The 20728-nt window shown below is 39.6% G+C and carries 19 protein-coding genes; all 19 read right to left on the bottom strand.

Annotated elements, in window-relative coordinates:
• Positions 1-59: 59 nt before the first annotated feature.
• The 19 genes from ACZ9EE_RS24460 to ACZ9EE_RS24370 all read right to left on the bottom strand — a co-directional run bounded on the left by ACZ9EE_RS24460 (position 60) and on the right by ACZ9EE_RS24370 (position 20446).
• Positions 60-1013 carry an L-lactate dehydrogenase gene (locus ACZ9EE_RS24460; protein ID WP_476031233.1) on the bottom strand — a complete coding sequence of 318 codons (954 nt, stop codon included), beginning with the start codon at positions 1011-1013 and terminating at the stop codon, positions 60-62.
• Positions 1014-1083: 70 nt separating this feature from the next.
• The gene (locus ACZ9EE_RS24455) at positions 1084-1872 is read right to left on the bottom strand and encodes a DUF92 domain-containing protein (RefSeq protein ID WP_476031232.1); all 789 of its coding nucleotides are present in this window, start codon (positions 1870-1872) and stop codon (positions 1084-1086) included.
• Entirely contained in the window at positions 1869-2435 is a 567-nt protein-coding gene (locus tag ACZ9EE_RS24450) for a 5-formyltetrahydrofolate cyclo-ligase (RefSeq protein ID WP_476031231.1), read from the bottom strand. The genes ACZ9EE_RS24455 and ACZ9EE_RS24450 overlap by 4 nt, the downstream gene beginning before the upstream one ends.
• A 58-nt stretch (positions 2436-2493) precedes the next feature.
• Positions 2494-2643, bottom strand: coding sequence for a 50S ribosomal protein L33 (gene rpmG / locus ACZ9EE_RS24445; protein ID WP_015594975.1), 150 nt, complete (start codon positions 2641-2643; stop codon positions 2494-2496).
• A gap of 64 nt (positions 2644-2707) precedes the next feature.
• Positions 2708-3334, bottom strand: a complete 627-nt coding sequence (locus tag ACZ9EE_RS24440; RefSeq protein ID WP_476031230.1) for a hypothetical protein — start codon at positions 3332-3334, stop codon at positions 2708-2710.
• A 19-nt stretch (positions 3335-3353) separates the two neighbouring features.
• Positions 3354-4610 carry a glycosyltransferase family 4 protein gene (locus tag ACZ9EE_RS24435; RefSeq protein WP_476031229.1) on the bottom strand — a complete coding sequence of 419 codons (1257 nt, stop codon included), beginning with the start codon at positions 4608-4610 and terminating at the stop codon, positions 3354-3356.
• Positions 4603-5277 (bottom strand): DUF4912 domain-containing protein, encoded by a 675-nt coding sequence (locus ACZ9EE_RS24430; RefSeq protein WP_476031228.1) that lies wholly within the window; start codon positions 5275-5277, stop codon positions 4603-4605. The genes ACZ9EE_RS24435 and ACZ9EE_RS24430 overlap by 8 nt, the downstream gene beginning before the upstream one ends.
• A gap of 337 nt (positions 5278-5614) precedes the next feature.
• A complete protein-coding gene (locus tag ACZ9EE_RS24425) occupies positions 5615-6586 on the bottom strand; it encodes an agmatinase family protein (protein ID WP_476031227.1) in 972 nt (323 codons plus the stop codon).
• Entirely contained in the window at positions 6567-7847 is a 1281-nt protein-coding gene (gene hutI, locus ACZ9EE_RS24420; protein ID WP_476031226.1) for an imidazolonepropionase, read from the bottom strand. Before hutI ends, ACZ9EE_RS24425 begins: the two co-directional genes overlap by 20 nt.
• Positions 7847-9523 carry a urocanate hydratase gene (gene hutU / locus ACZ9EE_RS24415; RefSeq protein ID WP_476031225.1) on the bottom strand — a complete coding sequence of 559 codons (1677 nt, stop codon included), beginning with the start codon at positions 9521-9523 and terminating at the stop codon, positions 7847-7849. Before hutU ends, hutI begins: the two co-directional genes overlap by 1 nt.
• Positions 9524-9617: 94 nt before the next feature.
• Positions 9618-11102, bottom strand: a complete 1485-nt coding sequence (locus tag ACZ9EE_RS24410; protein WP_476031224.1) for an amino acid permease — start codon at positions 11100-11102, stop codon at positions 9618-9620.
• Positions 11103-11218: 116 nt separating this feature from the next.
• Positions 11219-12736 carry a histidine ammonia-lyase gene (hutH, locus tag ACZ9EE_RS24405; protein WP_476031223.1) on the bottom strand — a complete coding sequence of 506 codons (1518 nt, stop codon included), beginning with the start codon at positions 12734-12736 and terminating at the stop codon, positions 11219-11221.
• A gap of 325 nt (positions 12737-13061) precedes the next feature.
• The gene (gene phoU / locus ACZ9EE_RS24400) at positions 13062-13721 is read right to left on the bottom strand and encodes a phosphate signaling complex protein PhoU (protein ID WP_476031222.1); all 660 of its coding nucleotides are present in this window, start codon (positions 13719-13721) and stop codon (positions 13062-13064) included.
• A gap of 13 nt (positions 13722-13734) precedes the next feature.
• On the bottom strand, positions 13735-14508 hold the full coding sequence (gene pstB / locus ACZ9EE_RS24395) for a phosphate ABC transporter ATP-binding protein PstB (protein ID WP_476031221.1): 774 nt from the start codon (positions 14506-14508) through the stop codon (positions 13735-13737).
• A gap of 12 nt (positions 14509-14520) precedes the next feature.
• Positions 14521-15276: a phosphate ABC transporter ATP-binding protein PstB gene (gene pstB / locus ACZ9EE_RS24390; protein ID WP_476033075.1), complete on the bottom strand. Its 756-nt coding sequence runs from the start codon at positions 15274-15276 to the stop codon at positions 14521-14523.
• Positions 15277-15359: 83 nt separating this feature from the next.
• On the bottom strand, positions 15360-16247 hold the full coding sequence (gene pstA / locus ACZ9EE_RS24385) for a phosphate ABC transporter permease PstA (protein WP_476031220.1): 888 nt from the start codon (positions 16245-16247) through the stop codon (positions 15360-15362).
• On the bottom strand, positions 16247-17167 hold the full coding sequence (pstC, locus tag ACZ9EE_RS24380) for a phosphate ABC transporter permease subunit PstC (protein WP_476031219.1): 921 nt from the start codon (positions 17165-17167) through the stop codon (positions 16247-16249). Before pstC ends, pstA begins: the two co-directional genes overlap by 1 nt.
• A 79-nt stretch (positions 17168-17246) precedes the next feature.
• Entirely contained in the window at positions 17247-18158 is a 912-nt protein-coding gene (locus tag ACZ9EE_RS24375; RefSeq protein ID WP_476031218.1) for a phosphate ABC transporter substrate-binding protein, read from the bottom strand.
• 185 nt (positions 18159-18343) lie between these two features.
• Positions 18344-20446 (bottom strand): peptidoglycan D,D-transpeptidase FtsI family protein, encoded by a 2103-nt coding sequence (locus ACZ9EE_RS24370; RefSeq protein WP_476031217.1) that lies wholly within the window; start codon positions 20444-20446, stop codon positions 18344-18346.
• Positions 20447-20728 lie beyond the last annotated feature (282 nt).

Raw genomic sequence — 20728 nt, 5'->3', positions numbered from 1 at the left:
TTTATCCATTTAATTATCAAAAAAGAGACGGAAGTAAATCTCCGTCTCTTTATTTCCATTTAGAAATTCTTAAACACAGGTTCCATTGTCTTTTTTAATACCTGAACAGAGTTTGAAAATTGCGCCTTCTCTTCTTCATTCAAATCCAGTTCAACTATTTCCCTAACTCCATTACGATTTACAACAGCAGGAACACCGATATAGATATCATTATGACCATATTCCCCGTCCAAGTATGTGGAAACAGTAAGAACGGAGTTTTCATTTCGTAAAATGGCTTTAGTCAGCCGGACTAATCCCATGGCAATTCCGTAATATGTAGCACCTTTACGCTCAATGATATGGTAAGCGGCATCACGTACATTTAAGAAGATTTGATTTAAGTCATCCCGATTAATAGCGGACTTATTTTTTGTCCATTCAGAAATAGTTGTCCCAGCGATATCGGCATGGCTCCAAACAGGAAGCTCCGTATCACCATGCTCTCCAATGATATATGCATGAACATTCCTTGTATCTACGTCAAAATATTCACCCAGTAAAAAACGGAAACGGGCCGTATCTAAAATGGTACCTGAACCAATAACCCGCCCTCTTGGGAGACCAGAGAATTTCCAGACGGCATATGTTAGGATATCGACAGGATTAGTAGCAACTAGAAATATACCATTAAAGCCGCTGTCCATAATTTCATCGACGATCCCTTTAAAAATTTTTGTGTTTTTCTCGACAAGATCAAGTCTAGTCTCGCCAGGCTTTTGATTTGCCCCTGCAGTAATAACCACAAGATCCGCCACACCGCAATCCTTGTAATCTCCATACCAAATCTTCGTCCTAGATGGTGCAAAAGGCATTCCATGATTCAAGTCCATGGCATCCCCTTCTGCTTTCTCCTTATTTAAATCAATTAAAACCAATTCTTCCGTAATTCCTTGATTTAAAAGGGCAAACGCGTAACTTGATCCAACAAAACCGGTGCCGATAAGAACAACTCGGTTAACACGTCTTAACATCCTCATTCCTCCAATTTATATTTAGCAGATTGATACAGTGTTAACTTTAATATGAGTACAATTTACAATTTTACCAAAAAAATCTTAAAATTACGATAGATAACACTGCTGCTATAAAACCCGAAAGGAAATTTACCATATCATTATCCACTAAGGTGAATCCTTTTATTCTAGTTGTCGGAATTCGACAATGACTCTTTTTCTCCGTTGTAATCCCACAATTTCCGCATACATAAACCTGTTGATAGAAAGCACCAAATAACGTATCAATGACATTCCCGATATAGCCAAATAGAAAAACAACTATTACTAAAAAAACATCTAATTGGAAAAGCCAATAACTAAGTACCGAGATAAAAAACGAGCCCGCAATCGCAGCAGCACTGCCTAAACCACTAATTGCACCTGAAGTTCCTCTTTCTACTCGTTTATATGTTCGTATGTAAATAGGTTTTTTCTTACTTAAACTGCCAATTTCCGATGCCCATGTATCAGAATTGGCACTCGCTAAACTTACGATAAATCCCAAGAGCCAAACTGGCTCAGGCTGAAAGGAATAAAGGAGACTAAAAAGTGAGGCCGCTCCCCCGTTAGCAAGCACTTGCAGCCAATCACGCCTTCCTCCTTTTTCCAGCTTTTCTTCCATTGATTTTTTAGCAGTACTTTTATATTTTGACCAAAGACTGGAAGAGGCAAAAAAAGCACCGAGGAGGGCAAGTCCATTGAGTCCAAAACCAGTATAAACAGCCGCCCCTACCAAGATCGCTGAAATGGCACCCGTTAGGGTCAATGAATTTAGTAGGTATCCTGCCATCGCCACAACAATTATCAGAATATAAGCCGAAATCACTTCGATCATTTTGTGATGATAACCTCAAGATTGGTAATAATTTTTGAAACAGGGATATCATAGTCTTCAATTGGAAATTGCGGCAGAATTTGCTGATCAAAGGCTAACGAAAGCGTTTGGCCTGAATAGTGGGATAAGAAACGATCATAGTATCCACCGCCAAATCCTAGCCTGTAGCCTTGCCTAGTATAGGCAAGTCCCGGTACGATTAATAAATCAATCATTTCTTCAGTCATTTCGTCCGTCAATGCTTCAATTGGTTCTAACAGCCCAAAATAGACTGATTCAAGCTGGGAAAACTCCGTAAGTTTCCTAAAGGATAATCTCTTATCAGTTGGACTACATTTTGGTACAACTACAATTTTGTCTTGTTCCCAGGCTTTTCTGATAATTTGGTATGTATCTACTTCTGGCTGCCTTGAGACATAAATCCCAATGACCTTAGCATTCATCCATTCAGGAGCAGCAAATAAGGTGCGGGCAATCTTATAGGAGTAATCCTCATAAACGGGTCTTGGGAGCGTCGAAAGAATTTCTTTAACCTGTTTCCGTAACTGTTCCTTGCCACTCATCACAGATCCTCCTTACTTATTTAATGGCAACAAAAAAAGCAGCAGGAAGCCCTACTGCTTATTTTGTTTCGCGATGTGCTGTTGTACGCTTTTCTCTTGGGCAATATTTCTTAAGCTCAAGACGATCTGGGTTGTTACGTTTATTTTTTGTTGAAATATAGTTACGATCTCCACACTCAGTGCAAGCTAACGTAATATTTACACGCATGTCAATTTCCCTCCAAACGATTAAGCAGTTCGTTCATACGACTTTTCTATAATATCATTTTTCATTAGGAAATGCTAGTGTGTTTTTTAAGAAGTGCTTTTTCTAATAAAATAAGTTCGTTTTTATTGGAGCCGCTAATCGTCCAAGTATCCATTTTTCTTGTTTGAAGCGGTTCAATTGACAGACTCATCGTAAAGATACTAGCTGCAGGACCTTTTGCCATTGGTTGATATTTTAACTTCCCTTTTTGAATGGAGTTCCAAATTTGGTCAGTATAGGCATTCCACAAAGGCACAGCCGTATATTCGTTTATACTTGCATTAGTACAGTGTCCATTCACAAGATAAACATGTGTTTTCGCATGATGAATAATATGATTCTCGATTGGTGAAACGAATGTCAAGTTATCTTGTCCAATATTTTCCAAATGATGCATCGCTAAAATTTGAACCTGTATCGTTTTATGACTGTGATTGCTTACATAAACACTTGAAAGACAAATCTTAGAATGAATCTGTTCCTGCTTTACTTTAACCACTAACGCTTCATCATAAATAACTTTTTCCAATGTGTTTTGCAGCCAAACATATTTCCCATTCACCCAAAGTCCAGGAACAAATTGAAGTGGTTCCATCGCTAATTCCAGGTTAGAAGCGGGTTTGTCATTTTGTAGTTCAGTAATTAATTTCATTATCATGCACACCTTATTTTCATTTATTTGGCACTGCCTTTTGCTCCTTCTCATTTACTCTTTTTCTTAATAAAGTATCCTTCATAATCCTGCTTGTTTCAGCAGCAATTCGTTTCCAGCCATAAAGACTTTGAACAATCTGCTTACCCTTACTGCCAATCTCTTTTGCTTTCTCTGGTTGATTGAGTAAAAATTCAATTTGTTCCAAAAGACTTTTAGGATTACCTGGGACCATCAGCATCCCCGTTTGTAGATGCTTTATTATGCCTTTCATGCCGCCAGTGTTGGATACTACAGTTGGTTTTCCGAGGGCCATTGCTTCTAATACAACAATTCCGAATGGTTCGTAAAGGCTTGGGATTACAGCCAGCTCACAAGCTTCAATAAGGGCATTTCTTTGTTCATCAGTAACATAGCCAATAAAAGAAACATAGCCCTCCAAACCACGCACTATAACCTGATTTTGATACTCTGTGAGCATTGGTCCTTTTCCGGCAATTACAAAAATAAAGTTTTGTTTCTTTTCCTTTGCGATCGCCGCTGCCTCAATTATCGTTTCGAATCCTTTTTCTTCCACAATTCTTCCAATTGAAAAAATATACTTTTTATCTGCTAGCTCCGGAATTACCTCTGCAATCTTCTTTTTAACTGTTAATGGTTCAATTCCATTTGGAATAACGGTAATATTCTTATTCTGTAAAAGAAAAACCCGATTAAGTTCATCCTTCATATATTCGCTGCAGACAATAATTTGATCTGATTCGATGATTAACTGCTGTTCCTTTTCATGAATGAACTGCTGCATTTCAGTATAGATTCCATTATTTCTGCCATGTTCTGTGGCGTGGATAGTGGTTAATAAAGGAATTTCTACTAGTTCCTTAAGGGATATCGCGGCTGCCCCGACAAGCCAATCATGAGCGTGAATGAGATCAAAGTCTATCTCTTCTACTAATTGATCTGCCTTAAATGCCATCGCCATATTAAGACCGGCAATCCAAGACAGAAAATGGTCGTCATATTCATTAACTGGCCTTACACGGTGGACAATTATTCCATTCATTACCTCAAATGACGGAAGATTATGTTTCCCAGCTGTGAGAACATGAACTTCATGTCCTTGTTCTGACAAATGGGTGGCTAATCCTACTACATGTCTCGATAAACCGCCGACAATATTAGGCGGAAATTCCCACGAAAGAATTAATACTTTTAACTTCCAAGCAGCTTGGCGTTCTCTTTCAGAGTTAATAGATCCTGACTGTCGATTATTCATTTTTCTCCCCCAAGTTGTCTGATTTTACATAATAACTGTAAGTACTCACCTGCTCAACCCATTTGGGGGATTCTTCTTCATATCGTTGGAATTGTAATAATTCCTGCTGAATTGAATTACCGCTAGATAATTCAGATGAAGGTGTTTGAATACCATTCGATCGATAAAGCGGAAAAAATTCATTGTCAGTGAGATGTACACCTAATTCCGCAATATAGCTCCGATTTTCTGCCAATCCTTTAATAAACCAGTGTCCGCTTTGGTAAGCGACGGTTATTTCATTAAAAAGGCTGGCATTTTTACCGTTAAACAAAATATTCGTTACATCATAAACTCTAGTTACAGTGACAAGTTCTTCAAACTTTCGATTGAAAAATCGTTCGATGATTTTTTTTGGTAATTCGGAAATGTCCCAGAAAAGAATTATTTTGTGAGGCGTTACAAGCTTGGCCTTTAGCTCACCCTTTTGCGGAATTAATTCTGGTGAAATAGAGTCATCTGAGGAATTCGGATTCTTCGTCGATTGCTCGTTAGCTATTTCATTGTTATTTTCTTCAATCCATTTATTCCAACGGTATTGAACTTTACCTACTGTTGTATTCAATTCAGAGGCAATTCTACGAAATGATAAGCCATCTCCTCTAAGTTTGATAATTTCCTCAATCATTTTTTTCCTCCATTCTGTAAACAATCAATATATGTATATAATCGCAAAATCATTCTTAATAAATTTATAATTTAATGGTATCACCAGATTGGAAAGCATACAATAAACGCATTTTGTCGTAATTTGGTTAGCCTATACAACAAGCTTTATTTACAGTCAATAAATTTTTTTTGTTACGAATTACCCGTCCGTTTTTTACATGTATCAACAAATTACCTACCGGGTAATGCTCATCTTTTCGACAACTTTATCTAAAAAGGCAAACAAAGAAGCATGGAGATATAATCCCTATGCTTCCTAGCTTTTTCAGAGTTTCCTTTATTAAATTGAGCATTCGTTATCTAGTCTGTAAGACACAGCCAGTGATAAATTGCAGCCACGCATATACCCCGGTCTTAACAGTTTGGGCAACTACCGAATCTTTGCTTGGGTCCAGACAAACAAAATCAATATGCCGGACAATCGAATCCTTGCCGATTTCTAGTAATATATCAAACAGTTCTACTGCTGTCATACCTCCGGGGGTAGACGCTGGTACACCCGGTGCAACGGAAATATCAAGCACATCCATATCGACGGTGACATAAACGCGGTCAACTTTTGCGGTCAACTGCTGAAGCGCAACCTGAACACTTTTAATAAGACCCTGTCTGCGTGCTTGCTTTAACGTCACCATTTGAATATTGTTTTTCTCCGCATAATCAATAAGCGGCTTCGCATTAAAGTAGCCATGCAAACCAATATTGATAACATTCTCTCCTTTGACAGTATGACCATCAATTAGCTGCCGAATCGGTGTTCCGTTTGCAGGCCCTAATTCTGCCGGATCCCTCACATCGAGATGTGTATCAAGCTGTAAGATTCCAATCGTTTCTTCTTTATAAACTTCTTTTATTCCCCGCACCGCACAGGCCGTTGTAGAATGGTCACCGCCAATCATACATGTTACAGTTTGAGGATAGTTTACTGCAAGATAGGCCGTTGTCTGTTGGATACGCTGATGTGATAAAGGAATATCCGTCGTATGCACCGCCACATCTCCCGCATCGGCAACTTTGAATGAGGTCAAATCAATCATTTCATCCAAGTTATAGGTGGCAAAGCCTTTCCACATCCTCCGAAATTCTGCTGGATACAAAGAAGCCCCAGACACACTAATGGATGAACGAGAAATAGGTGCACCGTAAACAATTAAATCGGGTATTTCTTTCATTTCATCCAATGGCTGCACCCAATGATGTACATAGCCAGTATCGCCCTTCAATCTATTCCAGGACCATTCGGGTGCCTTAAGCCAATGTTCTGCCACCTGAATCCACCACCTTTACACCCTTTTTCCACACAGACTTAACGTGATTCACTCCGAAGAGATATTGAAGTTCCTGGTAGCTTTTTACATTCCATAACACGATATCTGCCTGCTTCCCTTCTTCAAGTGATCCTACTTTTTCCTGGCGGTTAATCGCGCATGCAGCATTAAAAGTGGCTGCTGTCAAGGCCTCTGCTGGGGTTAGTCTCATTGAAATACAAGCCAGGTTCATCACGAGCGGCATTGAAGTCGTAGGTGAAGACCCAGGATTGCAGTCAGTAGAAATAGCTACGGGTACACCTGCATCAATCATTTTTCTTCCTGCTGCAGCTGCTTCACGTAGATAAAGCGCTGTTGCCGGAAGCAGGCAGGCAATCGTGCCCGCATCTGCCATGGCTTGGATTCCTTCATTGGAAGCTTTCAATAAATGCTCAGCTGAAATTGCCCCTACCTTTGCCGCCAATTCCGCTCCGCCATAAGGCTCAATTTCATCAGCATGGATTTTCGGGATCAATCCAAAGTGCTTACCTGCTTCTAGAATGCGCTCAGATTGTTCTGGTGTAAAAACCCCTTTTTCACAAAACACATCGTTAAACTCAGCTAATTTTTCCTGGGCGACTTTCGGCAGCATTTCATCGACTAAATAATCGACAAATTGATCTTCTTTTCCCTTAAACTCAGGGGGCACGGCATGGGCCCCCATAAAGGTAGGAACAATGTCAATCGCATGCTGTTCCTGCAGGATCTTCATCACGCGAAGCTGCTTAAGTTCGGTTTCGAGATTCATGCCATATCCACTTTTGCCTTCTACAGTTGTTACTCCATGAACAAGAAACGAATCAAGCCGGCGTTTAGTTTGCATGACTAATTCCTCTTCCGTTGCTTCCCTAGTCATGCGGGTGGTCGCATGGATTCCTCCACCCGCATTCATAATATCCATATATGTTGCACCTTCAAGGCGCATTTCAAATTCACGCTCTCTGCTTCCTCCGTATACAACATGTGTATGTGGATCTACAAGTCCAGGCGTTACCAAATGATTTGAGGCATCGACAATCATTGCTGTATTTAATTTTTCCTTATAGCATTCCTCAATTTCTTTCGTCGTTCCAACCGCCTGGATAAGTCCATCCTCAATCCACAAGCTGCCGTCTTCAATCAAACCAAGCTGTGACATAGCTTCTTTTGAACGGGGACCTTTTATTTCGGAAGCAAGCGTTGCAAGCTGGGCGGCATGTTTAATCCAAATTGGTTTTTCCATTACTGATCATTTCCTTTGTCAAGCATTGGAATTTTAATTCCTTTTTCCCGTGCTGTTTTCTTTGCAAGTTCATATCCTGCATCGGCGTGGCGTACGACACCCATACCCGGATCTGTTGTCAATACACGTTCAATTCGTGCCTCTGCTTCTTTCGTACCATCTGCGACAATAACTACTCCCGCATGTAAGGAATAACCCATCCCAACTCCACCGCCGTGGTGTACGGAAACCCATGTAGCACCACCCACTGCGTTAACCATGGCATTTAATATTGGCCAGTCAGCCACAACATCAGATCCATCTTTCATCGCTTCAGTTTCACGATTCGGTGAAGCAACAGAGCCCGAATCCAAATGATCACGTCCAATAACAATTGGTGCTTTTAGTTCCCCTCTAGCCACCATGTCATTCAGTATTTTGCCAAAACGGGCGCGTTCTCCGTAGCCCAGCCAGCAAATACGGGAAGGGAGCCCCTGGAACTGAATTTTTTCCTGAGCCATCCGAATCCAGTTGCACAAATGTTCATTATCGGCAAATTCCCTTAGAATTGCCTGGTCTGTTTTATAAATATCTTCAGGATCACCTGACAGCGCCACCCAACGGAAAGGCCCTTTCCCTTCGCAGAATTGCGGGCGGATATAAGCTGGAACGAATCCAGGGAAGTCAAATGCGTTTTCTACCCCTTCATCTTTGGCAACCTGGCGTATATTATTGCCATAGTCAAATGTCACTGCGCCTTTTTCCATCATCTCAAGCATCGCTTTCACATGCACAGCCATAGACGCCTTCGACATCCTGACATACATTTCAGGGTTTGATTTCCTCAGTTCCGTTGCAGCCTCAAAAGACAAACCTGCAGGTGAATATCCGTTCAACGGGTCGTGCGCTGATGTTTGATCTGTCAGCACATCAGGGATAAAGTTTCGTGCGATCATATCCGGTAAAACTTCAGCTGCATTACCCAGTAATCCAATTGATAATGCCCTTCCTTCTCTTTTTGCCTCCTGAGCCAAACGAATAGCCTCATCCAAGGAATCCGTTTTCACATCGGTATAGCGGGTTTCAATCCGGCGGTCAATCCTTGTCTCATCTACATCAATACCGATACAGACCCCACCGTTCATAGTAACTGCAAGCGGCTGCGCTCCGCCCATACCTCCAAGACCGGCGGTTACTGTTATAGTGCCTTTCAAAGAACCATTAAAATGTTGTTTAGCAAGTTCCGCAAATGTTTCGTATGTTCCCTGCACAATCCCTTGGGAGCCGATATAAATCCAACTTCCAGCGGTCATTTGTCCATACATCATTAATCCCTTTTTGTCGAGTTCATGAAATGTATCCCAGTTGGCGTATGCCGGGACAATATTTGAATTTGCAATCAGTACACGTGGTGCTTGGGTATGTGTTTTAAACACCACCACTGGCTTTCCTGATTGGACAAGTAACGTTTCATCCTCCTCAAGATGTTTCAACGATTCAACAATCGCATCAAAACATTCCCAGTTTCGTGCCGCCTTTCCGATCCCTCCATAAACGACAAGTTCTTCTGGATGCTCTGCTACATCCTCGTCTAAATTGTTCATCAACATTCGCAGTACGGCTTCTTGCTGCCAGCCTTTTGTTTTCAATTCTGTCCCTCTATACCGTATAACCTTATTCGATGTATTCGTTTTCATTTTTTCTACCTCCAAATTATGATAATTTTAGTTTAATAGTGGAATCCTTGTTTTTATTATTATTTAATAAAAATTTTACAATCTATTTTTTAACTTATTCCCTGCTGAAATCAGCATCTTGTAAAGGAACCATTTTTGATTTCTTTACCACTTTATAGCTAAAATATCCAAATAAGAATAATGGTAGGCCAATATAAGAAACCAGAATCCCATACCAGTCTATTTTATCACCGATAAATGCCTGGTAATTACTTCCAAGCATTGCCACCAAGCATAACACTGTCGCTAGAATCGGACCTAAGGGGAACCATTTCGCAACATATGGAAGATCTTTAAAATCTCTCCCTTGTGTAATAAATGCTTTTCGGAATCTGTAGTGTGTAACAGAAATACTTAACCAAGAGATATAACCTGCTAAACCAGCAGCATTTAATAACCAGGAATAGACTGTTCCGTCACCAAAAAGAGAGGTTAGGAAGCAAAGCATTCCTACAAACGTGGTCAAATATAGAGCGCTTACAGGAACACCTCCTTTATTTACTTTTTTCAGGAATGCCGGTGCTTTTCCTTCTTCAGCTAATACCCATAGAACACGTGAACCAACGTATAAACATGAATTTCCTGCCGATAAAACAGCTGTAAGAATAACAGCATTCATCGCTGCTGCGGCAAATGCCAGGCCAGCATGTTTAAAAACTAGCGTAAATGGACTAACTGCAATGTTTTCAAGATCCGAACTTAATAAATTGGGATCTTTATAGGTAATTAGGCATCCGATAACGAAAATGGCTAAAATATAGAATAAAAGAATTCTCCAGAAGATTTGTTTAATCGCTTTAGGGATATTTTTTTCAGGATTTTCACTTTCACCTGCAGCTACCCCAACCATTTCCGTTCCTTGGAAGGCAAACCCCACTACCATAAAGACACTAAAGATGGATAAAAGACCTCCTTTGAATGGCGCTTCTCCTTTAGTGAAATTTTCAAATCCACCAGTATGCCCTTTCATAATTCCAGAGAACATCAGTAATCCCACAACAATAAAAATCAAAATGGTTACAACCTTGATAATGGAAAACCAAAATTCTGATTCACCATAACCTTTTACAGATAATACATTCAGGCTAAAAATAAGGACCAAAAAAGTTGCACTCCAGACAATACCCGGAATATTAGGAAACCAATATTTCATAATCAAGGAAGAAGCCGATAATTCAAGAGCCAGAATAATAGCATTGTTATACCAATAATTCCAGCCGACAGCAAACCCTAAGGCAGGATCAACGAATCTTGAAGTATACGTACTGAAAGAGCCCGAAATTGGTATAAATACAGCCATCTCCGCCAGGCTTGTCATGAGGAAGTAAACCATGATTCCTGCAATAAGATAGGCAGCCAGTGCCCCTCCTGGACCGGCATCATGAATTGTAGTACCGCTAGCTAAAAAGAGGCCAGTACCAATCGTTCCTCCAATGGCAATCATTGATAGGTGCCTTGTTTTTAATTTTCTTTCTAAGTGTTCATATTGTTCACTTGGATTCGTTGGTTGATTTCCTTTTTGTAGGGCCGTATTTTGCATAAAACACCTCTTTTTTTATTTAATATAATTACCAATAGGGAACCACATGAGGAGAACAATGATTATTAATTAATAACGTCTTAAGATATTAATTTATTTGTTTTGCTCCGTAAGATTTATTTTACGTTGTCTAATTGCTGGAGTAATTTTTTCAGGTCCATTGTTTTGAGTCCTTCAGCTGCTTTTTCAATATCTTTTGAAAAAATGCGGTCCTTTTTAATAGAAGGAACAAGTTTTCTTCCGGTATCATAAAGCCTCCTTGTTTGGTTTGCCATTTTCTCAATGCCCCGGTATTCAACCGCCTGCATCGCGCAAATCAGCTCTATTGCCAGTACTCTTCTTGTATTCTGAATAATTTGATGTGCGTGCCTGGAAGCGATTGTTCCCATGCTTACATGGTCCTCTTGGTTCGCTGATGATGGGATGGAATCTACACTTGCTGGATGTGCCAGAGTTTTGTTTTCGGAAACAAGAGATGCAGCTACATATTGCATGATCATAGCACCAGATTGTAAGCCTGGCTCCGGGCTTAAAAATGGTGGTAAATCATTCAATTGCGGATTGATTAATCGTTCAATCCGTCTTTCAGAGATATTCGCCATTTCTGCAACAGCAATTTTCATAAAATCCATCGCAAAAGCGATTGGCTGTCCATGGAAGTTACCACCGGAAATTACTTTTTCACCATCATCAAAAATTAATGGATTATCCGTTGCAGCATTCATCTCAATCTCCAATTTCTCCTTTACATAATCCAGGGCTTGCCACGTGGCACCATGAACTTGCGGGATACATCGAAGGGAATAAGCATCCTGTACTCTCAATTCTCCCTGTACCGTCGTCAATAAACTATCGCTTAAGTAACCGCGGATTCGTGCTGCGGTATCGATTTGCTGTTGATAACCCCGTGCAAGATGAACCTCTTCAGCAAAGGCATCAATAATCCCAGTTAATCCTTCAATCGTCATGGCGGAAATTAACTCACTTTGGAATGCAAGTTGTTCTGCCTCGAGATAGCCAACCACGCCCATAGCTGTCATTGCTTGCGTTCCGTTGATAAGAGCAAGGCCTTCTTTTGCTTGAAGTGTTACTGGGAATATCCCTTCTAGCTGAAACGCTTCAAGTGAGTCCATTCGATTTCCTTTATAAAATACTTCTCCTTCCCCGATTAGCACTAATGCCAAGTGTGAGAGCGGTGCCAAATCACCGCTTGCACCAAGGGAACCTTGCTGCGGAATCACGGGGATTATATCCTTGTTTACTAAATCTAATAATCTTTCAATAACAATCGGTCTAATTCCTGAATAACCCTTCAAAAGTGCATTAGCGCGAAGAAGAACCATTGCCTTTGCAACAACCTCTGGGAACGGCTCACCTACTCCGCAAGAATGTGAGCGAATTAAATTGAGCTGCAGATCTTGAACATGATTCTTATCAATTAGAACATCGCTGAATTTACCAAAACCTGTTGTAATTCCATAAACTACTCTTGATTCTGATACGATCCTTTCAACTGCTCTCCGGCTCTTTCCGGCAGCCTCAATACTCTTTTCGCAAGCGGCTACCTTCTGACCACCGAATAAAACTTCCTTTATTTGAGTTAGGGTTAAACTTTGGCCTGTTAAAGTAATCATGATATCTCTCCTCTACCACTTTAGTATAATAAAGAAAGAGGCTGGATTCCGATTCTGATTAGAATTGGAGTCCAGCCTCTTTTATTACCATTTTTGAATTTTGAATTATTTTTTTACGCCACTTCATGTGTTTTCAATCCCATCTTATAAAATTCTATTACTATGATAATTATCATATGTGAGTAAACCATGTTTTGTCAACAAAATATTCTGAATTTTAACGCAATAATACTTTAGCACAATAGTAAATGAAAGGCGATAGCAAATGGAATAATCTTATTTCAGAAAAAAAGGAGACTGCACATTACCAGGCAGCCCCCCTTTTTTAAGCATTTAAGTTTAGTCGTTTTCCCGTAACAAGATAAATAACATTCTCAGCAATATTCGTTGAATGGTCAGCGATTCTTTCAACATTTCTACAAACAAATGCTAACTGTATAATTTGATTGGTTGAATTTAGATTTTGCGGAATATATCCCATTAATTCTTGGATTAACCGGCCAAACATTTCATCCACCTGGTCATCTTTTTTTGCACATTCTTTTGCCAGAGAAACATCCTCAGTTGTAAAAGCTTCAATCGACTCAGAAACCATCTCCAAAGCCATTCCCATCATATTTGGTATATCAATGATCTTCTTAATATGCTTTTCATGACCTATGTGAATGGTGGATTTAGCGATATTTACGGCAATATCAGCTAATCTTTCAATTTCTGATGATACCTTTAATGCAGCGCTTATTTTTCTAAGGTTGGTAGCTACAGGTGATTCTCTTGCAATTAATAATAAGGCTTTATCATTGATTTCTTGTTCCAATTCATTAATCTCATTATCCCCCATAAGAACAGCCTTTGCCTTATCAAGGTCTTGATTGACTAAAGAGAGCATAGCATCTTTAATCGCCATTTCCGCTTTTTTAGCCATGGATAATAATATTTCATTTAATTGAATTAAATTATGATCAAAATTTGATCTTGTACTCATCCTGTCCACCCCATCATCCGAATCTTCCGGTAATATACCCTTCCGTACGTGAGTCGGCAGGGTTTGAAAATATAGCAGCAGTAGCATCTAATTCAATAAGTTCTCCCATTAAGAAGAAGGCTGTTTTATCTGACACCCGTGAAGCCTGCTGCATGTTATGAGTAACAATCACGATTGTATACTTTTCTTTTAGCTCCAAAATCAATTCCTCTATTTTCAAAGTAGAGATTGGGTCCAACGCAGACGTTGGTTCATCCATTAATAGGACCTCTGGTTTGGTAGCTAACGCCCTGGCGATACATAATCTTTGCTGTTGTCCACCAGATAGCCCTAAGGCTGGTGCGTGTAATCGATCCTTCACTTCATCCCATAGAGCTACGTCGATCAATGATTTGGTGACAATCTCATCAAGATGGACCTTCCTTTTAATCCCATGGATTCTTGGCCCATAGGCAATATTATCGTAAATAGACTGCGGAAAGGGATTTCCCTTTTGGAAAACCATCCCTACCTGTTTGCGAAGGTCTACAAGGTCTACTTTTTCATCGAGGATGTTTTTATTATTTAAATTAATCTCACCTGACATTTTGACATTGGGAATCATATTAATCATTAGGTCAAGTGTTTTAATAAAGGTGGACTTACCACATCCAGATGGTCCAATAATCGCAGTAACTTCTTTTTTATTAATGGAAAAGTTTATATCTTTTAAGGCATGATGGTCTCCGTACCATAAATTTAAATCTTTTATATCAAATATTTGTCTTGTTAACGTTGAAGTTGTCATCACGATACCTCCTTATCCGAATCTTCCAGAAATATATTCTTCGGTCTTTTTAACGGAAGGATTAGTAAAGATTTTTTCAGTTGAATCATATTCAATTAAGTCTCCATTTAAAAAGAACGCTGTTTTATCGGAAATACGGGATGCCTGCTGCATATTATGGGTAACAATAATAATCGAATAATCCTTTTTCAAGTCAACAATCAGCTCTTCTACCTTTGCATTGGAAATAGGGTCTAATGCGGATGACGGCTCATCAAGGAGCATAACTGCGGGCTTCATGGCAATTGTTCTAGCAATGCATAAACGCTGCTGCTGCCCCCCCGAAAGTGATAGGGCAGATTTATGAAGTCGATCTTTCACTTCATCCCATAATGCTGCTTTTACAAGACTTTCCTGTACAATATCATCAAGCCTGCTTTTCTTTTTGATACCACTAAACTTCAATGCATGGGTAATATTTTCATAGATGGATTTTGGAAATGGGTTTGGCTTTTGAAATACCATACCAATTTCTTTCCTTAATGCGACCACATTTATTTGTTCGGATAAGATATTCAAGTCTTCATAAAGGATTTCACCTTCAGCTCTTGCTCCTGAAATTAAATCATTCATCCGATTGATACTACGCAAAAATGTTGACTTTCCACAGCCTGATGGTCCAATTAATGCAGTTACCGCATTTTTTTCTATATCCATTGAAATGCCATTTACGGCGCGTTTATCCCCATAAAATATTTCTAAATTATTTACTTTTAAGATATTTTCCATTTGGAATGGGACGGTTGATTGAAAGGTTTGTTCTATCGTTTCTTTTTCCAATAAAGTCGTAACCATCCGTTTTCACCTGCCCTTTATTTTGTTGCAGTGATTTTTTTATGAATAATGCTTCCTATCCATCTAGCTAAAAGGTTAAATAGTAAGACTGAAATAACCAACACGGCGGCAGAACCATTTGAAACTTCTTCGACGTCGGGAATTAACCCCTGTGTATTGACTGACCAAATGTGTACTGCGAGTGTTTCGGCAGGACGAAAAATATTAAGCGGCGATTGATCAGAAAATGGATTCCAGTTGGCATAATCGAGCCTTGGTGTCGATAGACCCGCAGTAAATAACAATGCGGCCGCTTCACCAAATACCCTTCCTGCTGCAAGAATGGCACCAGTTAAAATGGATGGAAATGCACTTGGTAATATAACCGTTTTTATTGTATGCCAATGCGTAATCCCTAAGGCAAGACTTGCCTCTTTTAAATCGCGGGGCACAGCACGAATGGCATCCTCACTCACCCGTACAAGCACAGGAAGATTAAATACCGTTAATGCCAAAGCTCCACCTAGAATGGTATAACCCCAGCCGGTTAAATTAACAAACATTAATAATCCAAACATCCCAATAACAATCGATGGCAGAGAAGCAAGTACTTCAATACAAGAACGAATCATATCGGTGACTTTCCCCGGCTTTGCATATTCCGCCATATATATACCACCACCTATTCCAAGTGGAACGGTAATTAACATTGTTATAAACAAAACGTAGAAGGAATTAAATAATTGATCGCGAATCCCTCCACCAGCTAGTACATTACTCGAAGGCGTGGTTAAAAAATGAATAGAAACATGTTTAAGTCCATTCACTAAAATAAACGAAAATAGTCCAACTAAAATAGAAATGATAATAATCGCAATCGCAATAAATACTCCCGTGGCTAAACGGTCAGCAGTTTTACTATTCATTACAGCTTCCTCCTCGATGACAGATAACGGATCAGGAGAATAAAGGCAAACGACATTATTAATAAAATTAGGCCCATTGACCAGAGCGTATTATTTTCAACACTTCCATACGTTGTATGTCCCATATTCAAGGTAATAATGGTCGTTAAGGTTGCAGAAGCATCCAATAGGCTGGTTGGTATATCTCGAACGTTACCGATCACCATTTGGACAGCCAAAGCTTCTCCAAATGCTCTTGCCATACCTAAAACAACGGCAGTCAGTAAGGTTGGCAGCGCAGCAGGAATAAGAACCTTACGGATTGTTTGCCAACGTGTTGCCCCAAGAGCATAGGATCCTTCACGTAAACTTTTTGGCAATGAACTCATTGCGTCTGTCGCAATGGTAGTAATAGTTGGTAAAATCATGATCGATAACACAATCGTCCCTGAAAGCAAACTAAATCCTAGTCCGCCAATGTGAGCTCTGACAAAAGGAACTAATACTGTAAGCCCGATGAATCCATAAACAACGGATGGAATTCCAACTAAAAGCTCAATGATCGGTTGTAATATTTTTCGTCCCCACGATGGTGCAATCTCTGTCATGAATATTGCTCCGCCAATTCCTAATGGAGCCGCAACAATTGCCGATAAAAAAGTAACAGCAAAGGATCCGAAGATAAACGGTAATACCCCATACTCTGGATTAGCTTTATCGGTAGGATTCCAGTGGATACTAGTTAAGAACTCAATAAGACTAACACTATTCTTAATAAATGATTGTAAACCTTTTGTACCAAGGAAGATGGTAATCGAAATGGTTGCAGAAATCATAATCACCGCACATAAAATCACAAGAATCTTTCCGCGAACTTCTCCATCCATCCGATTTTTTCCGGACTTTAACAATCTCTCCTTAGCAGGTACGATTTTTTCCATTGCAGCAACACCCCCAAATACGTCATAAGAGGGTAAATGCAGATCCACACTTACCCAGTTATTCAATTAAACTATAACCTTATAAATCTTTTTGAGTTCCTTCCGCATTACGTTCTACCTTCATCTTTGTTACTGGAAGGTATCCTTGCTCTTTAAGCAGGTTGTTTTGAATTTCGCTTGACATCATATAGTCAAGGAACGCTTTAGTCAATCCATCTGGCTCACCTTTGGTATATGAGTGTTGATAGGCCCAAACCGGGAATTTACCAGATTGTACATTGGCTGCCGTTGGCTTTACACCATCAATGGAAAGAGGTGTTACTTTATTGTCAGTGAAATACGAGAAAGCAAGATATCCAATGGCGCCATCCGTTTCGTTAATAATTTTTTTAACCGTATTTGAAGAATCTTCCGTAATACCTTCAGCAGGTGTTGCACCATCAAGAGCAAACTTATTGAATACCGCACGTGTACCTGAAGAGTCAGGACGGTTTACAAGAACGATTTTTTGGTCTTTGCCGCCAAGTTCTTTCCAGTTTGTAATTTTGCCAGTGAAAACCTTGATTAAATCTTCTTTTTTAATATCCTTAATGCCAACTTTAGGGTTAATAGCAGCTGTCATACCTACAACCGCTACTTTATGATCGACAAGCTGATCGGCTGGGATGCCTTCTTTTTCTTCTGCAAATACATCTGAGTTACCAATTTGTACAGAACCCTCAGCAACTTGCGATAGACCTGTACCTGAACCACCAGCGTTTACTTGTATATCAACTTTTGGATTTACCGCCATAAACTCTTCAGCGGCTGCAGCTACTAGTGGCTGCATGGCTGATGAACCAGAAATACTTAATGAACCGGATAGTTCTTTCGTTGCTCCATCCTTTGTCCCTTGCGTTTTATCTGAAGATGCTCCGCCTCCACAAGCAGCTGTAACTACCATTATGGCTGCCAGTAATGTGAGCATGCTTAAGTTTTTTAAACGTTTCATTTTTCATTTCCTCCTAAGAGTTTGTTGTTTTCTCTTACATATACAAGCATAAATCTTGAGTGTAAACGGAGTTTTAATCGTATGTAAAGGTTTTGTAAATCTATGTATAGATATTGTAAAGCTCTAAAAATATAATAAAAAAACCACCTGTCTAAGCCATGACAGGTGGCTATAAGAATATTAATCTATTGTCCCGTTTGTTGCGTATTTTGAGTGGACTCTGTTGTATTTTGGTTTGGTTGCTGTTCAGTACCCGAAACACTATCTGTAATTTGGCGTGTTTTCTTCAGGTCAAAATAGGCATCCATCACTCGGCGGCCAATTAAGTTATTTATACTTGGACCACTGCTGCCTTGGTATGCCCAAGGAACAAGTACAGCAATAGCTACTTCTGGATGATCCGCTGGTGCATAACTGACAAGACTTAAATTCCAGACTTCTGTACCTCGTTTGGTTTTATCTGAACCATCATAAAACGCCTGCGCGGTTCCAGTTTTCCCTGCAGGGTTGTAGGGTGCACTCCTAAAGGTACTAGTCGCTGTCCCATCACCGACTTGCATAACCATTCGGAAGCCTTCTTGAACCCGCTTGATCCAAGCATCTTTCATATCAATACGATTTAGAACCTTAGGTTCCATTTCTTCAACAATTGGTCCTAACTCATTACTATCCATTACTGGTTCGCGAATTTCTTTGACGATATGAGGCTGGACCCGATTACCCCCATTAGCGATCGTTGAAACGTATTGAGCTAATTGCATAGTTGTGTACGTATCATACTGGCCAATGGCAAAGTCAAGAAGTTTACCCGGAATATTCTCTGTTCCTTGGAAACCGCTCATTTCATTTGGAAGGTCAATTCCTGTTCGTGTTCCCAAGCCAAATTGGCTAAAAGATTGCCGCATGGTATTAAAGGTCTTCGCTGTTTCCATATTAAGCGTACCATTCGGAACATATTTACCATGGGCCATGGCAATAACCGTCTTCCACATATAAACGTTGGAAGAAACTTGTAAGGCTCTTAGATCATTAATTGAACCAAAGGTTTTCCATGATTTCTTTATAGGCGTATTTTTAATCACTAACGGTTCATCTAGTTGGTATGAACCCGGTTTAATCGCACCAGTTTGATAGCCAGTTAACACGGTAGCCCCTTTGACTGCTGACCCTACGTTGTAAGAGCTAGTAAAAGTACCACTAGCATAGTCTTTCATGACTGTCTTTCCATTACTATCCTTACCAATGAGTTTTCCCGCCATCGATAATATTTCACCTGTATTAGGATTCGTAACAACAACAAAGGCACGATCCATAACACCAGTATTAGGTTTACTTTTAGCAGACCACATTTCTTCTTCAATAATTTTTTCAACCTGCTGCTGAAGCTGCATATCAATCGTTAAGACCAAATCGTCTCCACGCTGACCCTCTGAAACAACGTCAGTCGAAAGGACTTTCCCTGATTTGTCAGTGACAGTCTTCACCTTTGCCTTTTGACCATGGAGAACATCTTCATATTTTAATTCTAGATAACTTTTCCCTACTCGATCATTTCGGCTGTATCCGTGAGCAAGATACTTATCTAATTGCTCTTTCGGAATCCCAGCTTCAGAGGAAGTAACATCCCCTAAAATAGATCTCAACGTATCACCAAATGCATACTCGCGTTTCCAATCAGTGGTTGTATCGACGCCAGGCAGATTTTCTAAATTTTCACTGACGCTGGCAAATTCTTCTGCAGTTACATCTTTATTTTTAACAATTTGCGGGGTTAACGCATAACCACTATTGAATTTACTATAGATAGCGAGTGTTTCAAGGTTTTCACCTTGAATGCTGTTAATTTCCTGATCGGTAACCCGGTCAAGCTGTAATTGATAAATTTCCTTATCGTCTAATTTTTTCTGATTATATAAGGCCCATTCTTTTTTCGTAATTTTGGCCTTAGCTTCCTTTGGATGTTTCATAATCCAAAAATCCTTTTTGTCACGTACAGGAACTTTGGAAGTATCCATCGAGATAATTTTTGCTAATTTTGCAGCAGTATCCAGCATTTCCTTTTGTGTCACATTCTGACTTTTAGTATAGGTAATCGCATTTAGCGGACTATTATCTACGATTGTGCTGCCATTACGGTCATACATTTTCCCCCTAGGTACGGGGTTATTCACGGTAATATCCTCGGTTCGTTGGATTTCACGTTTAAAATCATCACCGAAGACAATTTGCAGTTCTCCAAGACGAAGAATAAGAACCGAGAAAAGGATAAATACAACAAAAAACACCATATTTAAACGAAACGGGACATGTGTTTTTTTTCTCTTCTTTTTAAGATTCAAGATCTATATACACTTCCTTTACCCAAAGCTTACATAACTTTCTTTATTTTAAAGGATAATGTGCTATTTTTCTATGAATAACCCTTACCAATTTTGTTAAAAATCCTGGACCAAATTGTTTCATTGGAAAAACTTAATCGTAATTAGCCATATATCAACTGAAAGTCATTGATTGTTCATTTTGAATCATTATACCCACCGCATTTGTTTGAATTTTGATACCTAAATATT

It is taken from the genome of Bacillus sp. URHA0034 (genome assembly GCF_056280405.1).
This window is presented reverse-complemented; position numbering and strand designations above follow the sequence as displayed.

Coding starts and splice junctions, on each gene's coding strand:
- pstB (WP_476031221.1), bottom strand. CDS start 14,508: ATGACAACTTCAACGTTAACAAGACAAATATTTGATATAAAAGATTTA.
- ACZ9EE_RS24370 (WP_476031217.1), bottom strand. CDS start 20,446: ATGGTGTTTTTTGTTGTATTTATCCTTTTCTCGGTTCTTATTCTTCGT.
- ACZ9EE_RS24430 (WP_476031228.1), bottom strand. CDS start 5,277: ATGATTGAGGAAATTATCAAACTTAGAGGAGATGGCTTATCATTTCGT.
- ACZ9EE_RS24410 (WP_476031224.1), bottom strand. CDS start 11,102: ATGCAAAATACGGCCCTACAAAAAGGAAATCAACCAACGAATCCAAGT.
- ACZ9EE_RS24460 (WP_476031233.1), bottom strand. CDS start 1,013: ATGTTAAGACGTGTTAACCGAGTTGTTCTTATCGGCACCGGTTTTGTT.
- ACZ9EE_RS24435 (WP_476031229.1), bottom strand. CDS start 4,610: ATGAATAATCGACAGTCAGGATCTATTAACTCTGAAAGAGAACGCCAA.
- ACZ9EE_RS24375 (WP_476031218.1), bottom strand. CDS start 18,158: ATGAAACGTTTAAAAAACTTAAGCATGCTCACATTACTGGCAGCCATA.
- hutI (WP_476031226.1), bottom strand. CDS start 7,847: ATGGAAAAACCAATTTGGATTAAACATGCCGCCCAGCTTGCAACGCTT.
- phoU (WP_476031222.1), bottom strand. CDS start 13,721: ATGAGTACAAGATCAAATTTTGATCATAATTTAATTCAATTAAATGAA.
- pstA (WP_476031220.1), bottom strand. CDS start 16,247: ATGAATAGTAAAACTGCTGACCGTTTAGCCACGGGAGTATTTATTGCG.
- hutU (WP_476031225.1), bottom strand. CDS start 9,523: ATGAAAACGAATACATCGAATAAGGTTATACGGTATAGAGGGACAGAA.
- pstB (WP_476033075.1), bottom strand. CDS start 15,276: ATGGAAAATATCTTAAAAGTAAATAATTTAGAAATATTTTATGGGGAT.
- pstC (WP_476031219.1), bottom strand. CDS start 17,167: ATGGAAAAAATCGTACCTGCTAAGGAGAGATTGTTAAAGTCCGGAAAA.
- rpmG (WP_015594975.1), bottom strand. CDS start 2,643: ATGCGTGTAAATATTACGTTAGCTTGCACTGAGTGTGGAGATCGTAAC.
- ACZ9EE_RS24450 (WP_476031231.1), bottom strand. CDS start 2,435: ATGAGTGGCAAGGAACAGTTACGGAAACAGGTTAAAGAAATTCTTTCG.
- hutH (WP_476031223.1), bottom strand. CDS start 12,736: ATGATTACTTTAACAGGCCAAAGTTTAACCCTAACTCAAATAAAGGAA.
- ACZ9EE_RS24455 (WP_476031232.1), bottom strand. CDS start 1,872: ATGATCGAAGTGATTTCGGCTTATATTCTGATAATTGTTGTGGCGATG.
- ACZ9EE_RS24440 (WP_476031230.1), bottom strand. CDS start 3,334: ATGAAATTAATTACTGAACTACAAAATGACAAACCCGCTTCTAACCTG.